General features: G+C 41.9%; 7 protein-coding genes and 2 pseudogenes. All 9 read right to left on the bottom strand.

From position 1 onward, the window contains the following. Window positions 1-29: 29 nt before the first annotated feature. The 9 genes and pseudogenes from CV014_RS25365 to CV014_RS25325 all read right to left on the bottom strand — a co-directional run bounded on the left by CV014_RS25365 (window position 30) and on the right by CV014_RS25325 (window position 21,138). On the bottom strand, window positions 30-2,621 hold the full coding sequence (locus tag CV014_RS25365; RefSeq protein WP_236144550.1) for a two-partner secretion domain-containing protein: 2,592 nt from the start codon (window positions 2,619-2,621) through the stop codon (window positions 30-32). A gap of 65 nt (window positions 2,622-2,686) precedes the next feature. Continuing rightward, window positions 2,687-5,430: pseudogene (locus CV014_RS30735) on the bottom strand (two-partner secretion domain-containing protein). Window positions 5,431-5,516: 86 nt separating this feature from the next. Beyond that, window positions 5,517-7,964 (bottom strand): beta strand repeat-containing protein, encoded by a 2,448-nt coding sequence (locus tag CV014_RS25355; RefSeq protein WP_236144549.1) that lies wholly within the window; start codon window positions 7,962-7,964, stop codon window positions 5,517-5,519. Window positions 7,965-8,028: 64 nt separating this feature from the next. Continuing rightward, window positions 8,029-10,383 carry a two-partner secretion domain-containing protein gene (locus CV014_RS25350; protein WP_236144548.1) on the bottom strand — a complete coding sequence of 785 codons (2,355 nt, stop codon included), beginning with the start codon at window positions 10,381-10,383 and terminating at the stop codon, window positions 8,029-8,031. A gap of 228 nt (window positions 10,384-10,611) precedes the next feature. Then, a complete protein-coding gene (locus CV014_RS25345) occupies window positions 10,612-13,089 on the bottom strand; it encodes a two-partner secretion domain-containing protein (protein WP_236144547.1) in 2,478 nt (825 codons plus the stop codon). A 92-nt stretch (window positions 13,090-13,181) separates the two neighbouring features. Then, on the bottom strand, window positions 13,182-14,894 hold the full coding sequence (locus tag CV014_RS25340; protein WP_442946944.1) for a ShlB/FhaC/HecB family hemolysin secretion/activation protein: 1,713 nt from the start codon (window positions 14,892-14,894) through the stop codon (window positions 13,182-13,184). 522 nt (window positions 14,895-15,416) lie between these two features. Then, window positions 15,417-17,983, bottom strand: a pseudogene (locus tag CV014_RS25335) (PAS domain S-box protein). Window positions 17,984-18,140: 157 nt separating this feature from the next. Further along, window positions 18,141-18,683 (bottom strand): hypothetical protein, encoded by a 543-nt coding sequence (locus tag CV014_RS25330; RefSeq protein WP_236144545.1) that lies wholly within the window; start codon window positions 18,681-18,683, stop codon window positions 18,141-18,143. A 115-nt stretch (window positions 18,684-18,798) separates the two neighbouring features. Beyond that, complete coding sequence (locus tag CV014_RS25325) at window positions 18,799-21,138, bottom strand: site-2 protease family protein (RefSeq protein WP_236144544.1); 2,340 nt, start codon at window positions 21,136-21,138, stop codon at window positions 18,799-18,801. Window positions 21,139-22,061: the final 923 nt, after the last annotated feature.

Raw genomic sequence — 22,061 nt, 5'->3', positions numbered from 1 at the left:
ATCGAACTGGGGATTCAGGAATGTGTACATTAACTTTGAGGAACGGCAGCACAGGTTAATGTTGTTGGTACTGGAACGGGAGATTGAGCGGCAATCAATTCGATGTTGCCTTGAGGATTACGATACCAAGAAGTAGCTTGGATGGGGATTTGTGGCTCTGTGGGTGTTTGTGCTTGGATTGGTGGTCTGGATTGGAATGGAGATATACTGCGGATATCTGACCAGGTGCGATCGCTCCTCACTTCCTGCATGGGATTTTGTGGTATACCACCCCTACCTGTGGCGATAAAACTACTACTACTCGTATCAGCACAACCTGTAGCAATTTGTTGTGATGAGTCAGTTACATTTGTCGGTAGTTCTGCTAAACCTGAATTGGGATCAATACCAACGTTATTCACTTCGACTGTGCCGTTCACCCCAAATTGCGAACTAGCAGTAATGTCATTTTCTAAGGTCAATTGCGGACGATATTCCAAACCGATAATTCCCTGAGTAGTGATGAGAATATTGCCTCCACGACCTTGCACAGCATTGGCAATAATATCACTGTCTTCTAAACCTACAATGATAGGTGCAATAATATTGATGTTACCTCCAGTAGAATTACCACTGGCATCAGCACTAATTTTGCTGCGATGTCGTAGCAACAATACAGTATCTGCAAGCAATTGCATATTTCCCTGAATGCCACCATTCACCTCTGAACGTAGGCTGCCTCCATGATCTAAGAAAATCTGACGGGCATTGAGATTAAGATTTCCTGCATCCCCAGAGCCAAGATTGCTGACTGTGATTTGTGCATTGTCTTGCACGCGGACTGTATCAGCTTGAATGTTGACAGAACCTGCTGCAAAGTTAGTTGTTGATGATGCAGTAATGCGACTAGGTAAAATCTGACCATTACTTAATGGCTGAGATATACCCTGCACATCCAGATTTTTCACTTGTAAATTAATACTGCCAGCATTTCCCTGACCCTGTGTAGAGGAAGTGATTTGACCACCATTGAAGACTTTTAGGTAATCTGCGGTTAAGTTAATAGTGCCGCCTAAACCAATGACATTTTTACCTACAGAAGTATTAATACCAGTCACTAAACCGCTAAAAGTTTCAATCACTGGGTCGCTGAGGCTCACATCTGTAGCTTGGATGGTAATATTGCCAGCAGTACCATTGCCAGCTAAGGTACTGCGAATTGAACCCCCCTTACTAATTTGCAATCTACCAGTCTCAATAGTAATGTTTCCTCCTTGACCTATTCCCGATTGTTGAATGGAAGTTGTTACTCCAGAGGCTAGGGATCTTTGCCCGATAGTTCCACCTGCAATTTCAAAACTTTCGGTCGCTCGAATATAAATATTTCCAGTTCTGCCCGTACCAGTTAATTGACCACCTAATAAATCAGAACTAATCAGCCCACCATCGATTGTGCGTAGTCGATTCGTTTCAATAGTAATGTTGCCACCTATACTATTCGTTCCACTAGAAACAGTGTTAATGTCAGTAGATGAAATGTTATTCCTATTAGCAACAGCATTAGTACCTATTAACTCTACATCATTAGCTCTGATATAAATATCCCCTGTTCTAGAGTTGTTACCCCTAGTTGTAGATTGAAGTGATGAGCCTTCAGTAATGCGTAAACGTCCGGTTTCAATCGTCACATCTCCAGCACGACCGCTACTGGAGACACCAATAGAAGTACCAAGAGAAGTTCTCATCTGTCTCTGACTAGTTCCTCGCAATATATCAACAAAGTCTGTGGTGTTAACAATGATTCCCTTACCTTGACCGCCGGAGGTGCTGGATTGAACACTTGAGCCATCTTGTAGAGTCAACCCCTTCCCACGAATGTTAATTGCGCCTCCATTGGTTCCATTCGTATTAACTGACGAGGCTGTTTGCAAAGTAATAGTACCCCAGTCAGCAGTAGCACTCGCCAATTGCCATCCTGCTTGATTGTCCATCTTGATCTCAGCATTTTTGACTGCCCACAACTCCACCCGCCCATCGGGAACCGTCAGATTGGCTTGTGTCATCTCAATTTGACTACCAACTAAAGCCAACGTTTTACCAGTAGGAACTTCTAGTTTCCCTTGTACTTGGATGGTTCCGGCATTGGCTCCCAGTTGCAAACCCATCGGGACACTCACTATTAACAACGGGGTTGTCGCTGGATCACTGCTAAATGCTGTCCCATCCTCAAATTTAATACTATTGGCGGTGGTGGCGATGAATGAACCACCTATACTTAAGCTGGCATCCTTACCAAAAATCATTCCGGCGGGATTGATTAAAAATAAGTTGGCATTTCCATTCGTGCTGATGTTCCCATGAATCTGGGACATCTGACCACCAGTCACCCGACTAAATATATTTTGAATATCTATAGCATGATTAAATTTAGCCGAACCGCCACTGGGTATGGAAAATTCGCTGAAACTATGAAATAAATTATTTCCCATCCGCCTACCATCATTGATGGTGTAATTACCATTACCCTCTACTTTAGTGTTGAGAGTTTGATCAGGAATTACTTGGGCGTAGACATGATTGTTGTTCACTGCACAGATGTATACTGTACTGAGAATGCCAAACCCAAACAGAGTTAATTTCATCGCTAAATTGCTGCTTTCTACTTCCGTATTTATTGTTCCCAGTTTGGTAGATTATTTAACTTTCGCTAACTTTGGGGCATAGCTGCACAGGTGAGGATTTGTTTTGTCTGAGTTGGTGATTGCTGTGCAATTAATTCTATTTGACCTTGGGCGTTACGCTGCCAGGAAGTAGCTTGGATGGGAATTTGTGGCTGTGTGGGTGCTTGTGCTTGTATTTGTGATGTGTTTTGGAATGCAGTCAGATTGCGGATATCTGACCAAGTGCGATCGCTCTTCACTTCCTGCATGGGATTTTGCGGTATACCACCTCTACCTGTAGCGATAAAACTACTACTACTCGTATCAGCACATCCACTGGCTATTTGTTTGGATTGGTCAGTGAAATTGGCAGGTAGCTCTAATAAACCTGCATTGGGATCTACACCAACTGTATTGACTTGCACTGTACCACTTAGCCCAAATTGGGAACTGGCAGTAATATCACTATTGGGTGTGAGTTGGTCACGGAATTGCAACCCTAAAAGACCTTGAGTGGTAATTTGAATGTTACCACCTTGTCCCAAAATAGCATTAGCCTCAATATCACTATTTTCTGTGGGGACGGCAATAATTGACTCTGCACTAATATTAATATTGCCACCAGTGGAAGTACCACGAGCATTGGTGACAATACTACTACCATTTCTGAGGAGGACAAAGTCACTAGCATTGAGTCGGATGTTACCTCGACTACCCCCATTAACTTCGGCTCGTAAACTACCGCCATTATCTAAAAATATCTGACGAGCATTAATATTTAAGTTACCTGCATCTCCAGAGCCAAGATTGCTCACTGTAATTTCTGCCCCATCGCGCACACTCAATTTGCGAGTATTAATATTAACTGACCGAGCAGTAAAGTTATTGGCTGCGGATGCTGTGATACTACTAGGCAATATGCGACCATCGCGTAAAGCTTCAGAACGACCCTGTACATCAATATCATTAACCCGTAAATTCACACTACCAGCAGATCCTTGACCTGAGCTAGATGAAGTAATCTGTCCACCTTGCAACACTCGTAGGCGTTCAGCTCGGAGATTAATATTGCCACCACCACCAACCGCATTTTTATTCACTGCCACAGTAATACCACTAACTGTATTACTAAAACTATCGAGCTTTGGCTTACTGACTTCTACATTTTGAGCTTGAATCACTATATTTCCAGCATTGCCAGTACCTGATAGCTCACTAGCAATAGCTCCACCATCTGTGACGCGCAAATTTCCTGTGTTAATAGTAATATTACCAGCTTCACCTTGAGCAAAAGCTTGAATTGAACTCGTGATAGCACCAGTTAATCCCCAGCTGTAGTGCCATTAATTTCTAGAGACTCGCTAGCTTGAATAGAGATATCTCCAGAATTACCGATAGTGATTGAGTCTAAACCAAAAAATGGGAAGCCTATTATACTTGCACTAATACGCCCACCGTTCAACAGCCGAACTTGATTAGCTTCAATGGTGATAGTACCGCTATTATTTCTTTTGCCACTATTAACTAAGGTGGTAATAGCACTAGGTCGAAAATTAGCAACTCCAGTAAAAGGATTGGGAAATGGGTTATACCCACTCACTTCCACGTCCTTAGCAAGAACGGTGATGTTGCCTGTAGTAGTATCGTTGACGGAAAAGGTTCTGAGAGTTGAGAAATCGAAGCTAAAACCATTGTTGATAGATTGCAACCATGCTCCATTCTGAATCCGTAAACTCTCTGTCTCGATGGTAATATCTCCCGCCTTTGCTCCACTTCCAGATACAGTAGTGAATAATCCAGGGGTGTCATAATTTTGTGGATCTGACACTCCCAACAAATCAATAAATTCCGTGGTTTTAACGGTGATTCCTTGTCCTCGTCCAGACGCTCCTGTAGTCGAAGCAATGCTCGAACCTTCCTGAAGTGTTAAACCGCGTCCACGGATGTTAATAGCTCCGCCATTTTTTCCACTGGTATCGATATATGAGGCTTGTCTGAGGGAAATCATTCCCCAGTCAGCAGTCACAGGGCTAGTTAGTTGCAATTGTGCTTGATTATTCAATCCCACCTCTGCGTTCTGCAATGCCCACAATTCCACTCTGCCGTCTGGATTGGCAATGCTACTCTGATTAATATCAATTTCACTACCTACTAGGGCGACGGTTTGAGCCTTAAAACTTTGCGCGGGGCGATTTAAGAAATTGAGTGCGGGTGTGCCTTCGGTGCGAATTGTGCGAGCATTACTGCCTAATTGTAGCCCCACGGGTACACTCATAGTTAATAAGGGTGGTGTGGTGGCTTGGGTGGCATCAAACTTAAAGCCGTCAGCGAATCTAATACTGTCGGCAGTAGTAGCCACAAATGATCCACTGATATTGAGACTGGCTTGAGATCCAAAAACTATCCCACTAGGATTGAGAAGAAACAGACTAACAGGGTTGCTGCCTGCTGGAATAATTTGAATTTTGCCATCAATCTGAGAAATGTTGCCACCAGTCACTCGACTAAATATATTTGTAATATTTGTTGCATTGGTTAAATCAAATGTTGCTAAACCACCATTAGGAACAGAAAATTCACTAAAACTGTGAAATAAATTACTTCCAGCTTGACTACCACGATTGATGGTAAATTGATTCCCATCTTTGATCACTTCGGTATTGAAGCTACCATCTGGAGTGATTTGAGCGTTAGCACACCCATTCCACAACAAGATGAATACCGATGGTAGTAGTATGATTCCCGTTGAGATTCGAGTCACAAAATCTAAGCAAACAGATAGCTTTTTCATTACATTGTCTCGATTTATACCCAGCTTATTATGCCCAGAATCCTCCAATTTTAAACATTTGTAAAGGGAAAATATTGGGAGGCGAATTACCTTGGAGAGAAAGCAGTACAGGTTAATGGTGATGAGTTGGGTGTGATAGATGAGATGGCAACTAATTCCACATTCCCTTGAGCATTACGATGCCAGGAAGTTGCTTGGATGGGAATTTGTGGCTGTGTGGGTGTTTGTGCTTGGATTTGTGGTCTGGTTTGGAATGCAGATATACTGCGGATATCTGACCAAGTGCGATCGCTCCTCACTTCCTCTGTAGGATTTTGCGGTACACCACCCCTACCTGTGGCGACAAAACTACTACCAGTATTTACCGAACAACCAGAGGCAATTTTTTGAGATGGGTCTGTTAAATTTACAGGTAATTCGATTAAACCAGAATTGGGGTTAACGCCAAAATTATTCACCTGCACTGTACCATTTACACCAAACTGCGAACTAGCAGTAATATCATTTTCTGGCGTAGTTTGGGGACGAAATTCTAAACCCAAAATCCCCTGAGTTGTAATGTCAATATTTCCACCTTTACCTTGAAAGGCATTGGCAATAATATCACTGTTTTCTAAGCCGAGAATAATAGGGGAATTAATCGTGATATTGCCGCCATTACCTGTGTTACCTGCGGTTGCGGTAACATTACTACCATGACGCATAACTAAAGTATTCGCTTGCAGATTAATACTGCCACCCTCCCCAGATTTAGTAGTTGCTGTGATGCTACCAGCACGATTGAGGAAAATGCTATCTGCATTGATTTCCAGGTTGCCAGCATTGCCAATTCCTTTATGTTCAACACCAACAACCCCTCCATCTGTGATCTCCAGACGGGGAGTATTAATAACCAACTTACCTGAAGAGCCTGTGGGGAAGGACTGTACCCCAAACTGTTGTTGTATAGCAGGTGATAATATTTCTGCAATAGCTACAATTTTACTGGGCAAACCAGATGCAGCACCCACCCCCCTGACTGCAATTAATTCAGAAACATTGAGTACAACATTACCGGAATTACCACTTCCGGCGGTAGAAGACCCTAAAGCTCCGCCATCATATAAACTCAGTCTAGGTGTATTGATAGTTAATAGCCCTGCATTTCCTTCTTTCCATGCAGTTGCTCCAATTTGACTAGCACTGAGATTAAACGGGTTTGCCCCACTCAATTCAATTGATTGAGAGGCGTTAATAATGCTATTACCACCCGATCCTATCCCTCGACTGAAGGTGAGGATACCACCGCCTTCTCGAATCCTTAATATCCCCGTGGATATTTGAATATCACCAGCTTTTCCAGCACCAAAAGTGTTGGCATTCAACAAACTTAAAGAAGTGGGACTAAGTGGTGAAAATCCCCCAATTTCAAGGGAATTATCTACGGTAATCGAAATACTTCCCCCAGTCCCTGCACCAAAGTTTCTTAAGGAAAAAAGTCCCCCCTCTAAAACCTTTACTTGTGGTGCAGATACAATTAGATTTCCCCCTTTACCAAGACCTGTATTTTCGGTACGTATAAAAGATTGGGTCAAGCTGATATTTCCTATTCCCTGTGTCTCTAGTAATTTGCTGGCATTAATGACAATATCTCCACTATTTTGACTACCTTGATTGATCGATAAGACACCAGAACCGCCTGTCAAGCTAATATTTTGACCCTGAAAGTGAATAGAGCCTCCCGGATTACCACTGACATTCACTAAAGCTTGTTTAGACAACTGAATATTTCCAAACTGCTGGACATTGCCATAGTCAAATTTCCAAATGGAAGGATCTAGATTAATCATGCCAGCCCTGGCACTACCAAGTTCAATTTGTCCAGAAGATGCTTGCAGTATCCCACCATCTAAAATAATGTTTCCTCCTACCAATGCCAGAGTTTTACTAGGAGAAACATTTAATCCCGTAGTAGTTGTACCTAATCTTGTGGGACTACTAGCAATTACACGATGCCCAATGTTATTAACAGTAATTGTTCCTGGGTTTTGTCCCATCTGCAAGCCAATTGGTACACTCACTGTTAATAATGGGGACTGATTGATGTTAGTTGCACTGAATTCTGTTCCATCCGCAAATTTAATGCTATTGGCTGTTGTGGCGACAAATGATCCTTTAATATCCAATTTGGCTTGTTGCCCAAAAATAATCCCAGATGGGTTGATTAAAAATAAATTGGCACTCCCATTGGTACTGATTAAACCATCTATGCGGGAAATATCACCACCAGTTACCCGACTAAAAATATTTTGAATATCAGTTGCATTGTGAAATGATACCGAACCGTTAATAGGTACTGAGAATTGGCTGAAGCTATGAAATAAATTATTGCCCACACGAGTACCATCAGTGATGATGTAATTATTACTACTATTTACAGTAGTATTGATATTGAGAGTATTATCAGATGCTACTTGGGCGTAAACAGCATTGTTATACACAACACAGATGCAGATAAGACTAAAAAAGCCAAATTCAAGAGAAGCTGATTTCATAAAAAGATTTTTGTTTTTAATTTGCTCAAAATTTTTATTTATTAATTGAGTAGTTTAAATAACATTAATTTGTGTTTGGTACAGCAGCACAGGTTAAGGCTGGTTTTGCCTGGGTGGGAGATTGGTTTGTGATTAATTCAATTTTGCCTTGGGCGTTACGATGCCAAGAGGTAGCTTGAACAAGCAATTGTGGAGATTGAGATATTTTTGCTTGTATTTGTGGTGCGGTTGGGAATGCAGAGATATCACGAGTATCTGACCAAGTGCGATCGCTCCTTACTTCTTGCATAGGATTTTGTGGTATGCCACCCCTACCTGTAGCAATAAAACTACTACTACTCGCATCAGCACAACCCGTAGCAATTTGTTGTGAGGGGTCAGTCACATTTTCTGGTAACTCTAATAAACCAGCGTTGGGATCAACACCGATTGTATTGACCTGCACCGTACCACTCAAGCCAATTTCGGAACTGGCAGTGATATCGTTTTCTGCTGTGAGTTGATGCCGAAATTTTAGTCCCAATATACCCTGAGTTGTAATGTCAATATTGCCACCTTTACCTCTGACGGCATTAGCAACAATATCACTATTTTCTAACCCAACAATAATGGGTGCATGAATGGTGATATTGCCACCATTACCGACGGCATTAGATGTAGCGTTGATTACACTGCCATGACGCATCAATAGAGTGTTGGCATTAATGGCAATATCGCCACCCTCTCCCACCTGTGTAGCAGCTGTAATCGCACCTTGATTACCTAACATGATTGAGTTAGCGTTGACTTTAACTTTGCCAGCATTCCCTGTACCATCATTGCGGACGTTGATTAATCCACCATTGGCAACTTTTAATTGTGCGGTTGTAATGTGTACATCTCCACTATCACCAGTGAGAACTCTGGATGAACCAGCTTGTTGAACTGTTGATGATCCTACAAAACTGGGTATTAAAAAAGATAGGCTTGGACTTCCAGACACTTCCAAGGAATCTGAGGCACGAATAATCACATTACCTGCATCACCACTGGCATAGGAAGAAGCCTCTACTCTTGCCCCATGGTGAACTGACAATCTAGCTGTATTCACAATTAAGTTGCCGGAATTACCAACCGCTAGAGTTGAGGAACTTAAAGAACTGGGTGCAAAACTAGTTGAGGCTGTTTCCACACCAGCTAAGTGAATAGATTCTGTAGCATTAACTGTCACATTACCAGCAGATCCTGTTCCCAGTGTTGAAGTTGTGACTACAGCACCATCAAGGATGAATAATCTGCTAGTGGAAACGTTAACATCTCCACCTTTGCCTGATAAAAAAGTCAAGCCAGAAATACCACTGCGATTACTTGGTCTTTTTCCTACTCCTGCTACTTCAATACTTCTGGAGGCGTTGACTTGAATATTACCTCCACCAACAGAAGAGCTAGAATTGTTAGTCAGAATTATTCCCCCATTATTAGCAATCAGGTCTTGGGTAAATATTTCAATATTGCTTACCATACCTGTACCAGTAGCCCCGGCTCGGATGGCACTGGTGAGACTGCCATTTTGATTATCACCAGTGACGGTGAGTAAGTTTGATGAGTGGACAGAAATTTTTCCTGGAGTTTGGGAATTTGTGGTGTTTTGAATCGATAAGCGAGAACCACCACTTAAGGAGATATCTGCACCCCACAGGTGAATTTCACCTTTACCACCTGTGGAAATTATGGACTGATTCGATAAGTTAATGTTGCCAAAATCTGGAACTGCTTGATAACCTAACTGCCAACCTTGGGAATTAGGCGTTAAGCTGACAGTCCCCCCATTCACTGCACCCAACTCTATCCGGCCTTCGGGGGTGGAAATAGTTCGGCTGTCTGCAAAGATATTTCCACCTACGAGTGCGAAAGTTTTTCCTTGAAGGACTTGCAGTTGGCTTCCTGATAGAATGTTAATGTCGGCAGGATTTTGACCAAACTGTAGGCCGATAGGTACGCTAATTGTTAATAATGGGGGTGTAGTGGTATTAGTGGCACTAAAATTAAAGCCATCAGCAAATACTACATTGTTGGCTGTTGTACCGACAAATGAGCCTCCAATATTTAAACTTGCATCTTTACCGAAGATAATTCCCGCCGGATTAATTAAAAATAGACTTACAGGCTGCTGATTATTGAGGGTTTGAATCGCACCCTCAATTTGGGAAGCTTTACCCCCAGTCACGCGACTAAAAATTGTGGTGATTTGGGGTGTCTTCAAGAGATCAAACTTGGCTGAACCGTTGGCGGGAACAGAAAATTCATGGAAACTGTGAAAGAGATTGGTTCCTGCGGCACTACCATTAGTGATGGTGAAGTGATTCCCGTCTTGAGTAACTTTGGTGTGGAAACTACCGTCTGGAGCGATTTGAGCATGAACGCAATTGTTACAGAACAATATGATTCCCCATGAGAATAGTATCGACGCTGAGAATTTTTGAGCAGCCAATCTACGGTCTATGGAAATTGCCTTCATAGGATTGTTGTTAGTGTTTTTTTATACCCTTATTATTTTTCCCTGTTTGGTGGTGTTTCTCACTGGTGTCAGTGAAGAATTATTAAAGAATCATTGAGGAATTGATGTTTCTCTGGGGAAAATTTCCAACTTTTTGGGAAATTCGGTCATTTAACCGCGATAATCCGCCTCACAGGTTAATGGTGTGTGTTTTTGTGATGGGGATGAATTGGCTACTAACTGAATTTTGCCTTGAGAGTTACGATACCAAGTTGTCGCTTGGATTGGGATGTTTTGCTGTTGAGGTGGTAGGGTTGGTGCTGTGGTGTCGAATGCAGAGATATCGCGGATATCAGACCAAGTGCGATCGCTCCTCACGTCTTGATTAGGATTTTGGGGTACACCACCCCGTCCTGTGGCTACAAAACTACTACCACTATGCCCAGTACAACCACTGACTATTTGCTGGGATGAATCAGCGAGATTGGCGGCTAGTTCCACTAAAGCAGAATTGGGATCAACACCAATATTATTGATTTGCACTTGACCATTGACGTTAAACTCAGAACTGGCTGTGATGTCGTTGGTGGGGTCGGTTCTGGGAGAAAGGGTATTGCGGAACTCTAAACCAATCATCCCTTGAGTGATAATACTAATATTGCCGCCACGACCTTGGGAAGCGTTGGCGATAATATCACTGTTGCCCCTGCCTAGAATGATGGCAGAATCAATGGTGATGTTACCACTATTTCCTTTGCCTCCAGAGGTGGCAGAAATAAAACTATCTTGTTGGAGTGTGAGGTTTTGTGTCTGGAGGTTGATATTGCCGCCTTCACCTGTTTTAGTCAGAGCAGAAATACTACCATTGTTAAATAGTTGGATATTGGTAGCACGGATTTTGAGAGTTCCCGCATTTTCCAATCCATCGTTTCTGACAGAAACTTGCCCTTGGTTACTAACTCTCAGATTTCTAGTATCAATTGTAACACTCCCTGCATTGCCACTGGGAACATCGGGAAGACGAAAACTGGCTCTAGTGACGGCGGGGAGAATGTCAATAGAGGAGTCTATCACACTCAAAGGATCGGAGATATCAATAGTTTCTGTAGCATTGACGACTACACTACCAGCATTTCCTTGAGCAAAACCACCTGTAGTCACCCGTCCGCGATCGCGCAGTCGCAATTGACTGGTGTTAACTGTAACTGAACCGGAGTTACCTTGACTAAAACTCACAGATCCAATGGAAGATGCACTTTGAGTCAGTGGGTTAAAACCAGCGATGCTAATGGTATCGGCTACATCCACCATTAAATTACCACCATTACCTAGACCCAAAGAAGAAGAGTTAATATTACCACCTGATAACAGCGTGATTTGATTGGCTTTGACTTGGATATCACCTGCATTGCCTAAGCCAAACACTAAAGTCCCGATAATACTACTACCATTAACATTTCCTGCAACTTCCCTTAATTGCAGGTGATTAGCGGCATTGATGTCGATTTTTCCCGTCATACCAGTGCCAAAACTGCGAGAGAGAATACCAGCACTACCTATAATCTGAATATCAGCCGCCTTCACTTGAATATTTCCCGCATTACCACTGCTGAGGGTTTGATTTTCTAAACCACTGCGGACTTGCCTGTTTGCTGATAAACCAATCATTGATAATAATCCAGTGGCATTGACTTGAATGTCACCAGCCGTATGATTACTTCTATTCTGAATCAGTCCTAGAGAGCCATTTTCCAGGGAGATATTCCGACCTGTGAGGGTAATTGTACCTACATTGCTGGCATTGAGCAAAGCTGCTTGACTAAGGCTGATATCACCAAATGCTGAAATATTGTCATAGTTAAATTTCCAACCTTGGGGTGTAGTTTGCATTCCTACAAAGCCTGATGGGTTATCTTGTCCAACGCTTCCCAAGGCAATTAATCCCTGTGGCGCGGTGAGTATACCTCCTGGGATGATGATGTCTCCCCCAATGAGTGACAAGGTGGCGGGAGTTCCTACGCGTAAACCCCCAGTAAGTAAGGATGTCTGATAAAACCCAAATACGAGGTTACTGGATGTAATATTGTGTCCTGTTCCCTGCACCGTGATTTCTCTGGGACTGGAGCCAAACTGCAAACCTATGGGGACATTGATACTCAAAAGGGGTGAATTGCTGGGACTGGTAGCACTAAACTCTTTACCATCAGAGAATTTGATACTGTTGGCAGTTGTGCCGATAAATGAGCCACTAATATTTAAACTGGCATTTGGCCCAAAGACAATTCCTGCTGGATTGATTAGAAATAAACTCACCTGGGGACTACGACTTCCCGATAATAAAATCGCGCCATCAATTGTTGAGGCTGTGTTACCCGTAACTCTACTAAAGATAGTTGTAATATCTGCTGAGTTTGATAAGTCAAATGTTGCTGATCTGTTAGTGGAAAGAGAAAATTCACTAAAACTGTGAAACAGATTTTTCCCCACTTGATTACCGTTAGTGATGATAAAGTCGTCACCACTTTGAATAACGGTAGTATTCAGAGTAGAATCTTCGATGACTTGGGCTGGTGCAGCTTTGCACCACAACAGAATTTCACCTATCAAGATGACATTGAGCAAATTCCAACCAATCAAGGATGCTTTCATCGCTCAGGTTTTATCTATACTTCTTGATTAAGAGTTCCCAAAAGCCTATGCTGCTAGATCATCATGAATATTTTGGGGAATATTTTCAATTTTTAGAATGGTGAATACCTCACAGAAAAATACAAGCCATTTTCTTGGAGACTGCGTTTATCACCTTCTACTGAGGTTAAGGGAATCCCCCAATCTAGTCTGGCGGAGAAATGATCACCTTGTTTCCACAATAGTCCTAATCCAGTACCGATTAATGTACTTGGGGATGGATTTCTACTGTTAGTATTCCAGCCTGTACCGACATCGATAAAAGGCGCAAGTTGTAATACTGTCTCTGATTTCGTAGTCCGGTAGACGGGTAGGCGTAATTCTGCTGTTACTAATAAACCATTATCTGTCAGTAAGGTATCTTGACGATAACCCCGTACTGTTTGCTGTCCACCCAAACCAAATTGCTCTAAGGGAACGAGGGAAGTAGTAGCTAGTTGTAAGTCGCCTTTAGCTAAAAATAGTGTGTCTGGTGCTAGTTGTCGTACCCATTGGGTTTGTCCCCGCCAACTGAAAAAGCGGCTATCTGGTTCATCTGCATTGACGTTTGTCCCTAACCAATCTACACCCAAACTAAATTGCGATCGCGCGGCAAAAACTTCTTGATTGCTACGCTGGGTATACTCTTGGGTGAAGCGCAAAGCGGAAATATTGGTTCTACCTTCTGCATCTGCACCAGGAGATAGGGGAAATCCACCGATATTATCAAGACCTAATTCGGTTTGACTTTCTTGGCGGGAAAATGATATTCCTACGGCTAATTCCTGGGTGGGTTTGAGAATCAATGGTTGACGATAGCCGATTTCGTAAGATTTAGTGTTTGATTGAATATCTAGAACGGTGAATGGTTCTTCAATCACACGATTCCAACCTTGGTTAAAGCTCAACGAGACAGCACCATTGTTAGCATTCACCGGCAGGTTGTAATTAAAGTTGAGGGTATTGCTACCGTCAGTATTAGTGTATGCTGCACTCAAAGTATCCCCGAAACCCAATAAATTCAATTCTTGGATTTCCACACCCCGCCGCAAACTACCGACACTAGGCGATCGCCCATTATCTAAAGTTGTAGTCAGTGAGAAGGTATCAGCTTCTTGAATTTCTACTTGCAGGATATTAGTTCCAGGCGTGACACCCATCTGTAATTCGGCTGATAGGTTTTGAATGCGTGGATCAAGGCGTAGCAGTTGCAGTTTTTCTAGCAACTGTGGAACATTCAGGGGTTTACCTGCACCCAGACGGATGCGATCGCGAATGTATTGGGTACGTAATCGACGATTACCCCTAACTTTAATTTCTGACAAACTACCCTCAATCACCTGAATTTTCACCACGCCAGCTTCTATTGTTTGGGGTGCAATTACGGCTCCTGTGGTGACATAGCCTTGATCCGTGTAAAGCTTGGTAATTGCATCTTTCACTTGCAATAACTCTGCAAATGATACTTCTCTACCGACAAAGGGAGATGTAATCTTAGCAAAATCTTCTGGAGAAAAAACTGTACTTCCCACAACTTCAATCCGATCAACCTGAAATTTGGCGTTGGGATCTTCTGGGCTGGGAGTTGACTGATCGGGTGTTTCTACAGGCGGAAGTAATGGCTCTGGCTCGGATTGTGGTGGTAGTACATCTGATGGTAAATCGCGATCAGGAGTAGTAGTTGGTACGGAATTGCGATTGATAGTTTGAGCGATCGCTTGCTGCTCATTTCCCAAGGCAATAGCTATAAATAATACTATTGTTAGAGGTTTTAATACAGAAATAATACTGACACTTTTATTGAAGATGTGGGTATTAAATACTGGTTTAAGAATATGGTTTTTTACGTTAAATCGGTTCACTGCCACCTGTCTCCTAAATCTACATAGGGTTAAAAAATTGTTTTTGCTGTAGTTAGGTATGATGTGCAGTGGTAAAAATACTTAAATAATTCACATTTATTGAGTCAAAAATAATATCTTTCTAACCAGAATTTATGTGTCTTATTCACGCAATCATCGCTACCTACCATACAGTAATTTTTCCCACTTATGTAGCAGAATGCTCAAATTTTTCAAAACTTGCGTAATGATTTGATTTTCACACTCTGACAGGGGAGGCAGGGGGCAGGGGGAGCAGGGGAGGCGGGGAGGCAGGGGAGGCAGGGGAGGCAGGGGGCAGGGGGGGCAGGGGGAGCAGGGGGAGCAGGGGAGGCAGGGGAGGCAGGGGGTCAGGGGGAGAAAAAGACGATGCCCAATGCCCAATGCCCGATGCCCAAAGATGGCTGAAATTTGTTGAAAAATGCTTTCTTAAACAGAAAGAGGTAAGGTAAACCAGAAGGTTAAACCGCGCTTGCGGTGGCTAATTACGCCGATTTCGCCGCCGTGGGCTTGAATAATTTGGCGACAAAGATACATTTGTAAGCTGATGAGTGTGGAACAAGACGCTTGGGGATCACGCACATACAAATCAAATAGGCGATCGCACTCTAGTTTACTGATACTGACACCGTTTTCTTGGATACAAGTGCGAATCATCCCGTTTTCTACTTTGGCTTTAACAGTAAATTGAAGTCCTGGGGGTTATGTTGCAGACTATGAGTAAACAAATTCAGTAAAACTTTCTGCAATTTGGGGATGTCAACCATCACCAAGGGTAAATTTGCAGGGAGTAGATTGTTGATATTTGCTTGATTTTGACACAATAAAGGTTGTAAATCGCGGATAATTCTGTCAAATAAATGGCTAAATTGCACCATTTCTGCTTGCAGAGTCATTCCTTGAGCTTCGCAAGTATGAATTTCTAATAATGAATCTAGCATTCGCAATTGTCGCTCATTACCTTGAATCATCCGTTCAATGATGGAGCTAGAAACGGGAATTGGGCATGGGGAATTGGGCATGGGGAGTTGGGCATTGTCTTTTTCTCCCCCTGCTCCCCCTGCTCCCCCTGCTCCCCCTGCTCCCCTGCCCCCTACCTCCCCTGCCATTCCCAGAAGATTCTTTAAAACCATCAAGTTACCGATGACGGAAGTACGTAAATCGTGGGCGACGGTGTGTAATATTACGTCTTTGACGCGTTGCATTTCTGCTAATTCCTGCATTTTTTGTTGCAGTTGGGCGGTGCGTTCTTCTACTTGTTGTTCAAGATTGGCGTTAAGGTCGGCTAATTCTTGGTAGAGTTTGACTTGTTGGATGGCGATCGCTAGTTGTTCTGAGATTTGTTGTAATAAATTAATTTCGATGGGTTGCCAATTGCGTGTCGTGGAACATTGGTTAGCTACCACTGCACCAAATAATTTGTCCCCGACAAAGATGGGGAGGGCTAGGGTGGCTTTGGTGTGAAATTGTTGATATATATGCCTTAATTGGGGTGATATCTCGATTTTACTGACATCTGCGACAGCACGCATCCGATTAGCTCTAAAAACGGTGCGTAATTCTTGCATATAACTATCGTCGCCGCTTTTCCACCCTAATACTGCTGGATATTGGGGATTGACTGATTCAGCAACAATTTTCGCGCCAAGTTTAGGATCATCAATCCCAATAAATACTCGGTCTGTTTGCAAAAATTGCCGAATTTCTGTGACAGTGGTTTGCAGAATTTCCTCTAAATTCAGGGAAGAACGAATTCTGACTAGGGTTTCAGCTAAAATGCGATCGCGGTGTGCGGCTAATTGTTGGGCTGTGATGTCATGGTTAATGGCGATAATGTGGGGAACACCATCTAAATCCATGACTTCGGCTGAAAGTGTTGAGGTAATTATTTCCCCAGATTTGCCACGGAATGGTAAAACCAGGTTGCGAACAGCCCCTTGGGTTTGTAATTGTTGAATTAATTTTAGGCGATCGCGCTCATCCACCCAAATATTTAATTCTAAGGCTGTACGACCGATTGCTTCCTGGCGTTCATAACCAGAGAGTTTGATAAAACTATCATTGACTTCTACGTAGCGTCCTTCCTGCAAGGTGCTGATAGTAATCGGGTCAGGACTGCAATTAAAGGCTTTGGCAAATTTTTGTGCCAAGTTTTGTAATGTGCTTTCTGCTTGTTTGCGTTCCGTGATATCCCTGACAATCGCTAATACTTCATCATGACCACTCACTACTAACCGCGCCTCATAATCTCGCCAGCCGGGAGGGGTTGATAGTTGATATTCGCAGGTTTGTAAATTGCCTGTATTTAGGGTTGTGTGAATCATTTCCTGACCAATAGCGGCGACATCACTGGGTAAAACTTCCTGTAAGTTTCGCCCAATGATTGCGTCTCGCGATAAACTTACGTTTGCCCCATCACCTTTTAAATCGAGATATTCACCATCTCGACTGATGCGAAACATTAAATCGGGAATTGCATCCAAGATGGCTTGATAACGTCTTTCTGTAGCTTGTAATTGTAGTTGTGCTTGCTTACGGTCTGTAATATCCAAAATCAACCCATCCCACAGCACATCACCGTTAGCCTGTAGTTCTAAGTGGGAATTACAGTCTAGCCATTTCAGTTGACCACTGGGGGTGATGATGCGACCTTGCCAACACCAGGGCTTCACAGTAGCGTAAGCTACAGATATAGATTCTGTAAAACTATTGATGTCCTCTGGATAAAGCATATGAAATAATGCTTGCCAGTCAGCTTTGATAACTTCTGGTGCTAATTCACACAGCTTTTGACTACCACCACTGACATATAAGACAAACCGAGAACCATCTGGTTTGTAGAGAAACCTAAAAATCACTCCTGGTAAATTGTCAGCAATTCTTTCTAACCAAGTGATTGTTTGCTGTGAACAATCTGTTGGAGTCGAGAATTTCAAGGTTTCATCCACTCTTTGACCCTTTCTTGTGCAAGTAACTGGTGTATGGTTAACGGTCATCTTAGCTTGCTATTTGCATTATTAATCACAACATCAAAACCCCGCCTTATTTCAGGTTAATTTGTGATGTGGCGATCGCATTCACCCAATTGGGTGAACAATGAATCAATTCAAAATTCTTTCCCCTACACCCTTAAACCCCTAAACCCCCAAATTCTTAACTACACCCTTCCACATATTCAACTTCTGGTAGCTTACCTGCACGATACATAGTTACCCGCTTACCATCAGTTTCAAACACTACTCTATAATTGCGATCGGCGCGGTCTTGAGGAACGAATGTTAGATAGTGTCCACCAGGGACGTAATTATGGGGTGAAACTTGAATTTGTCCTGGGTAGAGAGATTTGATGCGTGCTTCAGTATCACCGATTTTCGCGCCTCTAACGGTTGTAATTCGGCTTTTGTCGTAGACATCCACCCGCGCAATCCGATTTTCTGTCACCATGAAACCCAGATTTTTATATCCTTTAGGACTGACATAGTAACAACTGTTATTCGGTTTATCCCCTGCAAAACGAACACCAGCAGCTTGAGAGGCTTGGGAAACAGTCATCCCCACACGCACAGGGCCAATACCGTTAATCGAGACTTTTGATTGTGGTGTCAGTCTTGTTTGTGCTACGACTCCACCCACAGTCAAAGATGAAACAGCCAGGGTGAGAGTAGCTAAAGTCCAGAATTTAACTTTATTATTCATAGTCGGAAAAAAATGGTAGATATTTATCTACAGTATTCTGACCCTAAGTTTCGGTCTTTTCCGTTGAATCCAATCTAGCAATCCAAAATCTAAAATCCAAAATCCAAAATTTTTACTAGGTTGGGTCTTCTTCTTCCATTTTACTTAATAGTTTATCTGCTACTTGTTGGTCAGCGATCGCACCTTGGGTATCTCCTAAACTCTGTCGGACTTGACTCCGCAGTTGATAAGCTTCATACGACTGTGGATATCGCTTAATCATGTACTCTGCATCAGCTAACGCGCCTTTGTAGTCTTTGAGTTTTTGCTTTGCTTCTCCCCGTGAAAGATAAACCCAGCGATTTTGGGGATCTAATTTGATAATTTGATTGTAATCAGCGATCGCACCTTGATAATCTTGCATTTGATTGCGTAAATAGGCACGTTGTTGATAAGCCATAAAGTTTGTTGGATTCAGGCGTATAACTTCGTTATAATCTTGCATTGCGCCTTGATCATCTAACAAGTTTCTACGTATCCCAGCACGAGTTAGGCGAGATGAAATATCATTTGGTGTTAAGCGAATGACTTGGTTATAATCTGTCAATGCTCCCTCCTCATCCCGCATCATCATCCTTAACCTAGCGCGTTTTTTATAAGCATTCACATCATTAGGATTTTTACTCAAAGTAGCAGTCAAATCAGCAATTTCTGCTTTTCTTTTTTGGGCGAAACGTTCATAACTTTGCTGAGGAGTTTCAAATAGTTGAGGTACAACATTTAACCAACCAGGAATAGTTGCTTGTAAACTACCAATCATCCCCCCAAACAAACTGAAACAGTAAAAAATCATTAGCGCAAATCTAGTAGTCAACTTCCCACTAGATTCATAATATCGTTGCATTAAATCTTTGACTAAGGTGTATTTAGTTTGAAATGGTAATTTGTCATATCCCCGTTGCTGTAAATATTGGAAGATAGTGTGTAAAAGATGCTCTTGATTGTCCGGTTGACTGCGTTTGATTTCCTGCTGTAACTTATTACTGACTTGAGCATTGCGAAAATCCCCAGGAATACTAAAAGCTACCAAAATCAAAAACACTAACAGTCCTGGTTCCTGTTTTCCCAACAGGAAAAATATCACTAAGCCAATTGATTTAAATGCGACATCAGCAAAAGGTATCCGAGAAAATAAAAGTAAATTGGCAATCTTTCCCCCATCTAAAGGATAAATTGGTAGCAAGTTGAATAAATTCATAAACATTAATATCCAACTTGTTTCGCGTAACCAAGCAAAATCATCACCAGTTCGGGGTGTGAATGTGGCTATAATCATCCCCACAATTAACCCTGGTAACGGGCCTGCAAGGGATATCCAAAATTTTTGGCTCAGAGTGGCTTCGTGTTTGTGTCCTGTTGCAAAAGCACCTAAAAATGGTACAAATAACACAGATGTATCCTGATAACCAAACAATTTCATGGCTAGGATATGTCCACCTTCGTGGAATAAAATCACAATAATAAATATCAGTACACTTTGAAAGGTAAGAAACTTGGTAAAACTAGCTGCAAATACTGCGATGCTTCCTAAAAATAGCCAAGTGCGGAGTTGTTTACTAACTAAACCCTGCTGCATTTGCTGCATATGTTTAAAGCTAGCAACTTCCAATTCTACCGGAATATTTATTTGTAGGCTGGGTTGAGTTTTAGCTTTTTGTCGGCGTTGCTGATGTATATTGGCTGTTTTGTTATTCCCTTGGACGATTTGGTAAACTATTTTCAGCGCAGTTAACCAATGTAATTGAAATAATGAAGTTTCTTTAATTGGTGATATTTTACCTGTTTGACTGAGATGTTTGACATAATTACCAATGAATATTTGTAGTGCTTGAGCAAAATCTTTTGGTACTAAAGCACAGGGTAATTTTTCCAGAATTAACTTATTGAGTTTATCTTGGTGATGTAACCATTGAATGGAAACATCACTAGCATAAGCATCTTGAACAATTGCATGGGGAACTTCTTCAATAAAACCATGCTTTTTACAATTCACTGTTAACAATAAGGTTCTATCCTGAAAAAATGTGTAAAATTCAATGTCAAATAAATTTACAGGTTCAACTAAACGGTTAGTAACGATTGTGGCGTAGCTGCTACAAGACTTGTTATATAAGAGAATTTCCCAATTGGGTTGCTGATTAGCTTGCACCATTGGTTGATATTGTATGTAGCTAAATGGCTTAAAACCCAGTTGTTCGAGTTCTTGGATAGGAGTTTGCAATAAATCTTGAAAGTACGTCGGAACTTGCTCTGTGTCGATAACTTGGTATTTAGGGTACTGAAATCTGGCTTTGCAAAGTTGTAAGAAGGTCATGAAATACTGGATAAACAAAACCAAAATCGTGATCAGGATGGGGTAAAGCAAATATGACATAGTAGCTTGACGAACTTCTCTATGCTTAGTATTCCCTGACACGATTTAAATCTATTCTCACAGCATAATTCAGGACAAAATTAACTACCTATTTTTATTTCTAACCTTTTATATTGAGGTTTTAAGCCTAGAATTGGGAATAACATCTCATTTCATGTGTAGTAAGCTAGCACACATATTTTCTGGTCTTCAATATTTCCAGGTTCGTAGTTAGGACTTCAGTCCTCTCTCAAACACTCTGTGCTTAGAGGCCAGGACTCCAGCTTTTAGCAAATCTAAAGAAAATATTAAATATTACGATTTTTTACAAATTAGATGAAAATCTAAACATAAGCTTAAATTTCGTTATCAAACGGGGTCAGCCCATGTAAAGACCCTGAACATAAAAAAAAGCTAATGAATTTAGCGTCAACCTCTATAAAAACGAGTCTGACGCTATTTCCCAAAGATTTTTTCACCATAATTTCAAGGCTAACTTTTTGAGCTAGCACTCAGCACCGACTAAACGTCGCACCACAGCTAACAATAGTCATTAGTCATTAGTCATTAGTCAGCACCCAGCACTCAGCACTCAGCACTCCTGAACGATTTATGACTCTCCATATTCTGCTTGACGAGCATGAAAATTAATACCAAAGGGAAGGGGGGTACACTCATTTACCTTAAACCACCGCTTGCGCCCGCGTGGTAATTTAACTAATACACGCCCAGGTTGCCACCAAGAGGAAGGATTACAACTCCATTGCTGCCGTTAGGAAGTTGGACAAGTGTACCTGGAATAATAGTCATAAAAGCTTCCTCAGAATTACAAATATCAAAGTTAATCAAGAAAAGATGGTGTCAAAACCAAGACTAAGTGCTGCGGTGGTCATAATTCGCCGCAGACTTAAGAAGCATCGCCAAGGTTTAAATTATTAAAATAATCTAAAGAATAATCAAAGTGTAGCTAATCTTGATACTGGTTT

Source organism: Nostoc sp. CMAA1605 (assembly GCF_021596505.1).
GTDB lineage: Bacteria > Cyanobacteriota > Cyanobacteriia > Cyanobacteriales > Nostocaceae > Trichormus.
The sequence above is the reverse complement of the archived record's forward strand: the minus strand, read 5'-3'. Positions and strand labels throughout refer to the sequence as shown.

Excerpts from the sequence above, each read along its gene's own strand:
- CV014_RS25365 (WP_236144550.1), bottom strand. The coding sequence starts at position 2,621 with ATGAAATTAACTCTGTTTGGGTTTGGCATTCTCAGTACAGTATACATC.
- CV014_RS25355 (WP_236144549.1), bottom strand. The coding sequence starts at position 7,964 with ATGAAATCAGCTTCTCTTGAATTTGGCTTTTTTAGTCTTATCTGCATC.
- CV014_RS25345 (WP_236144547.1), bottom strand. The coding sequence starts at position 13,089 with ATGAAAGCATCCTTGATTGGTTGGAATTTGCTCAATGTCATCTTGATA.
- CV014_RS25330 (WP_236144545.1), bottom strand. The coding sequence starts at position 18,683 with ATGAATAATAAAGTTAAATTCTGGACTTTAGCTACTCTCACCCTGGCT.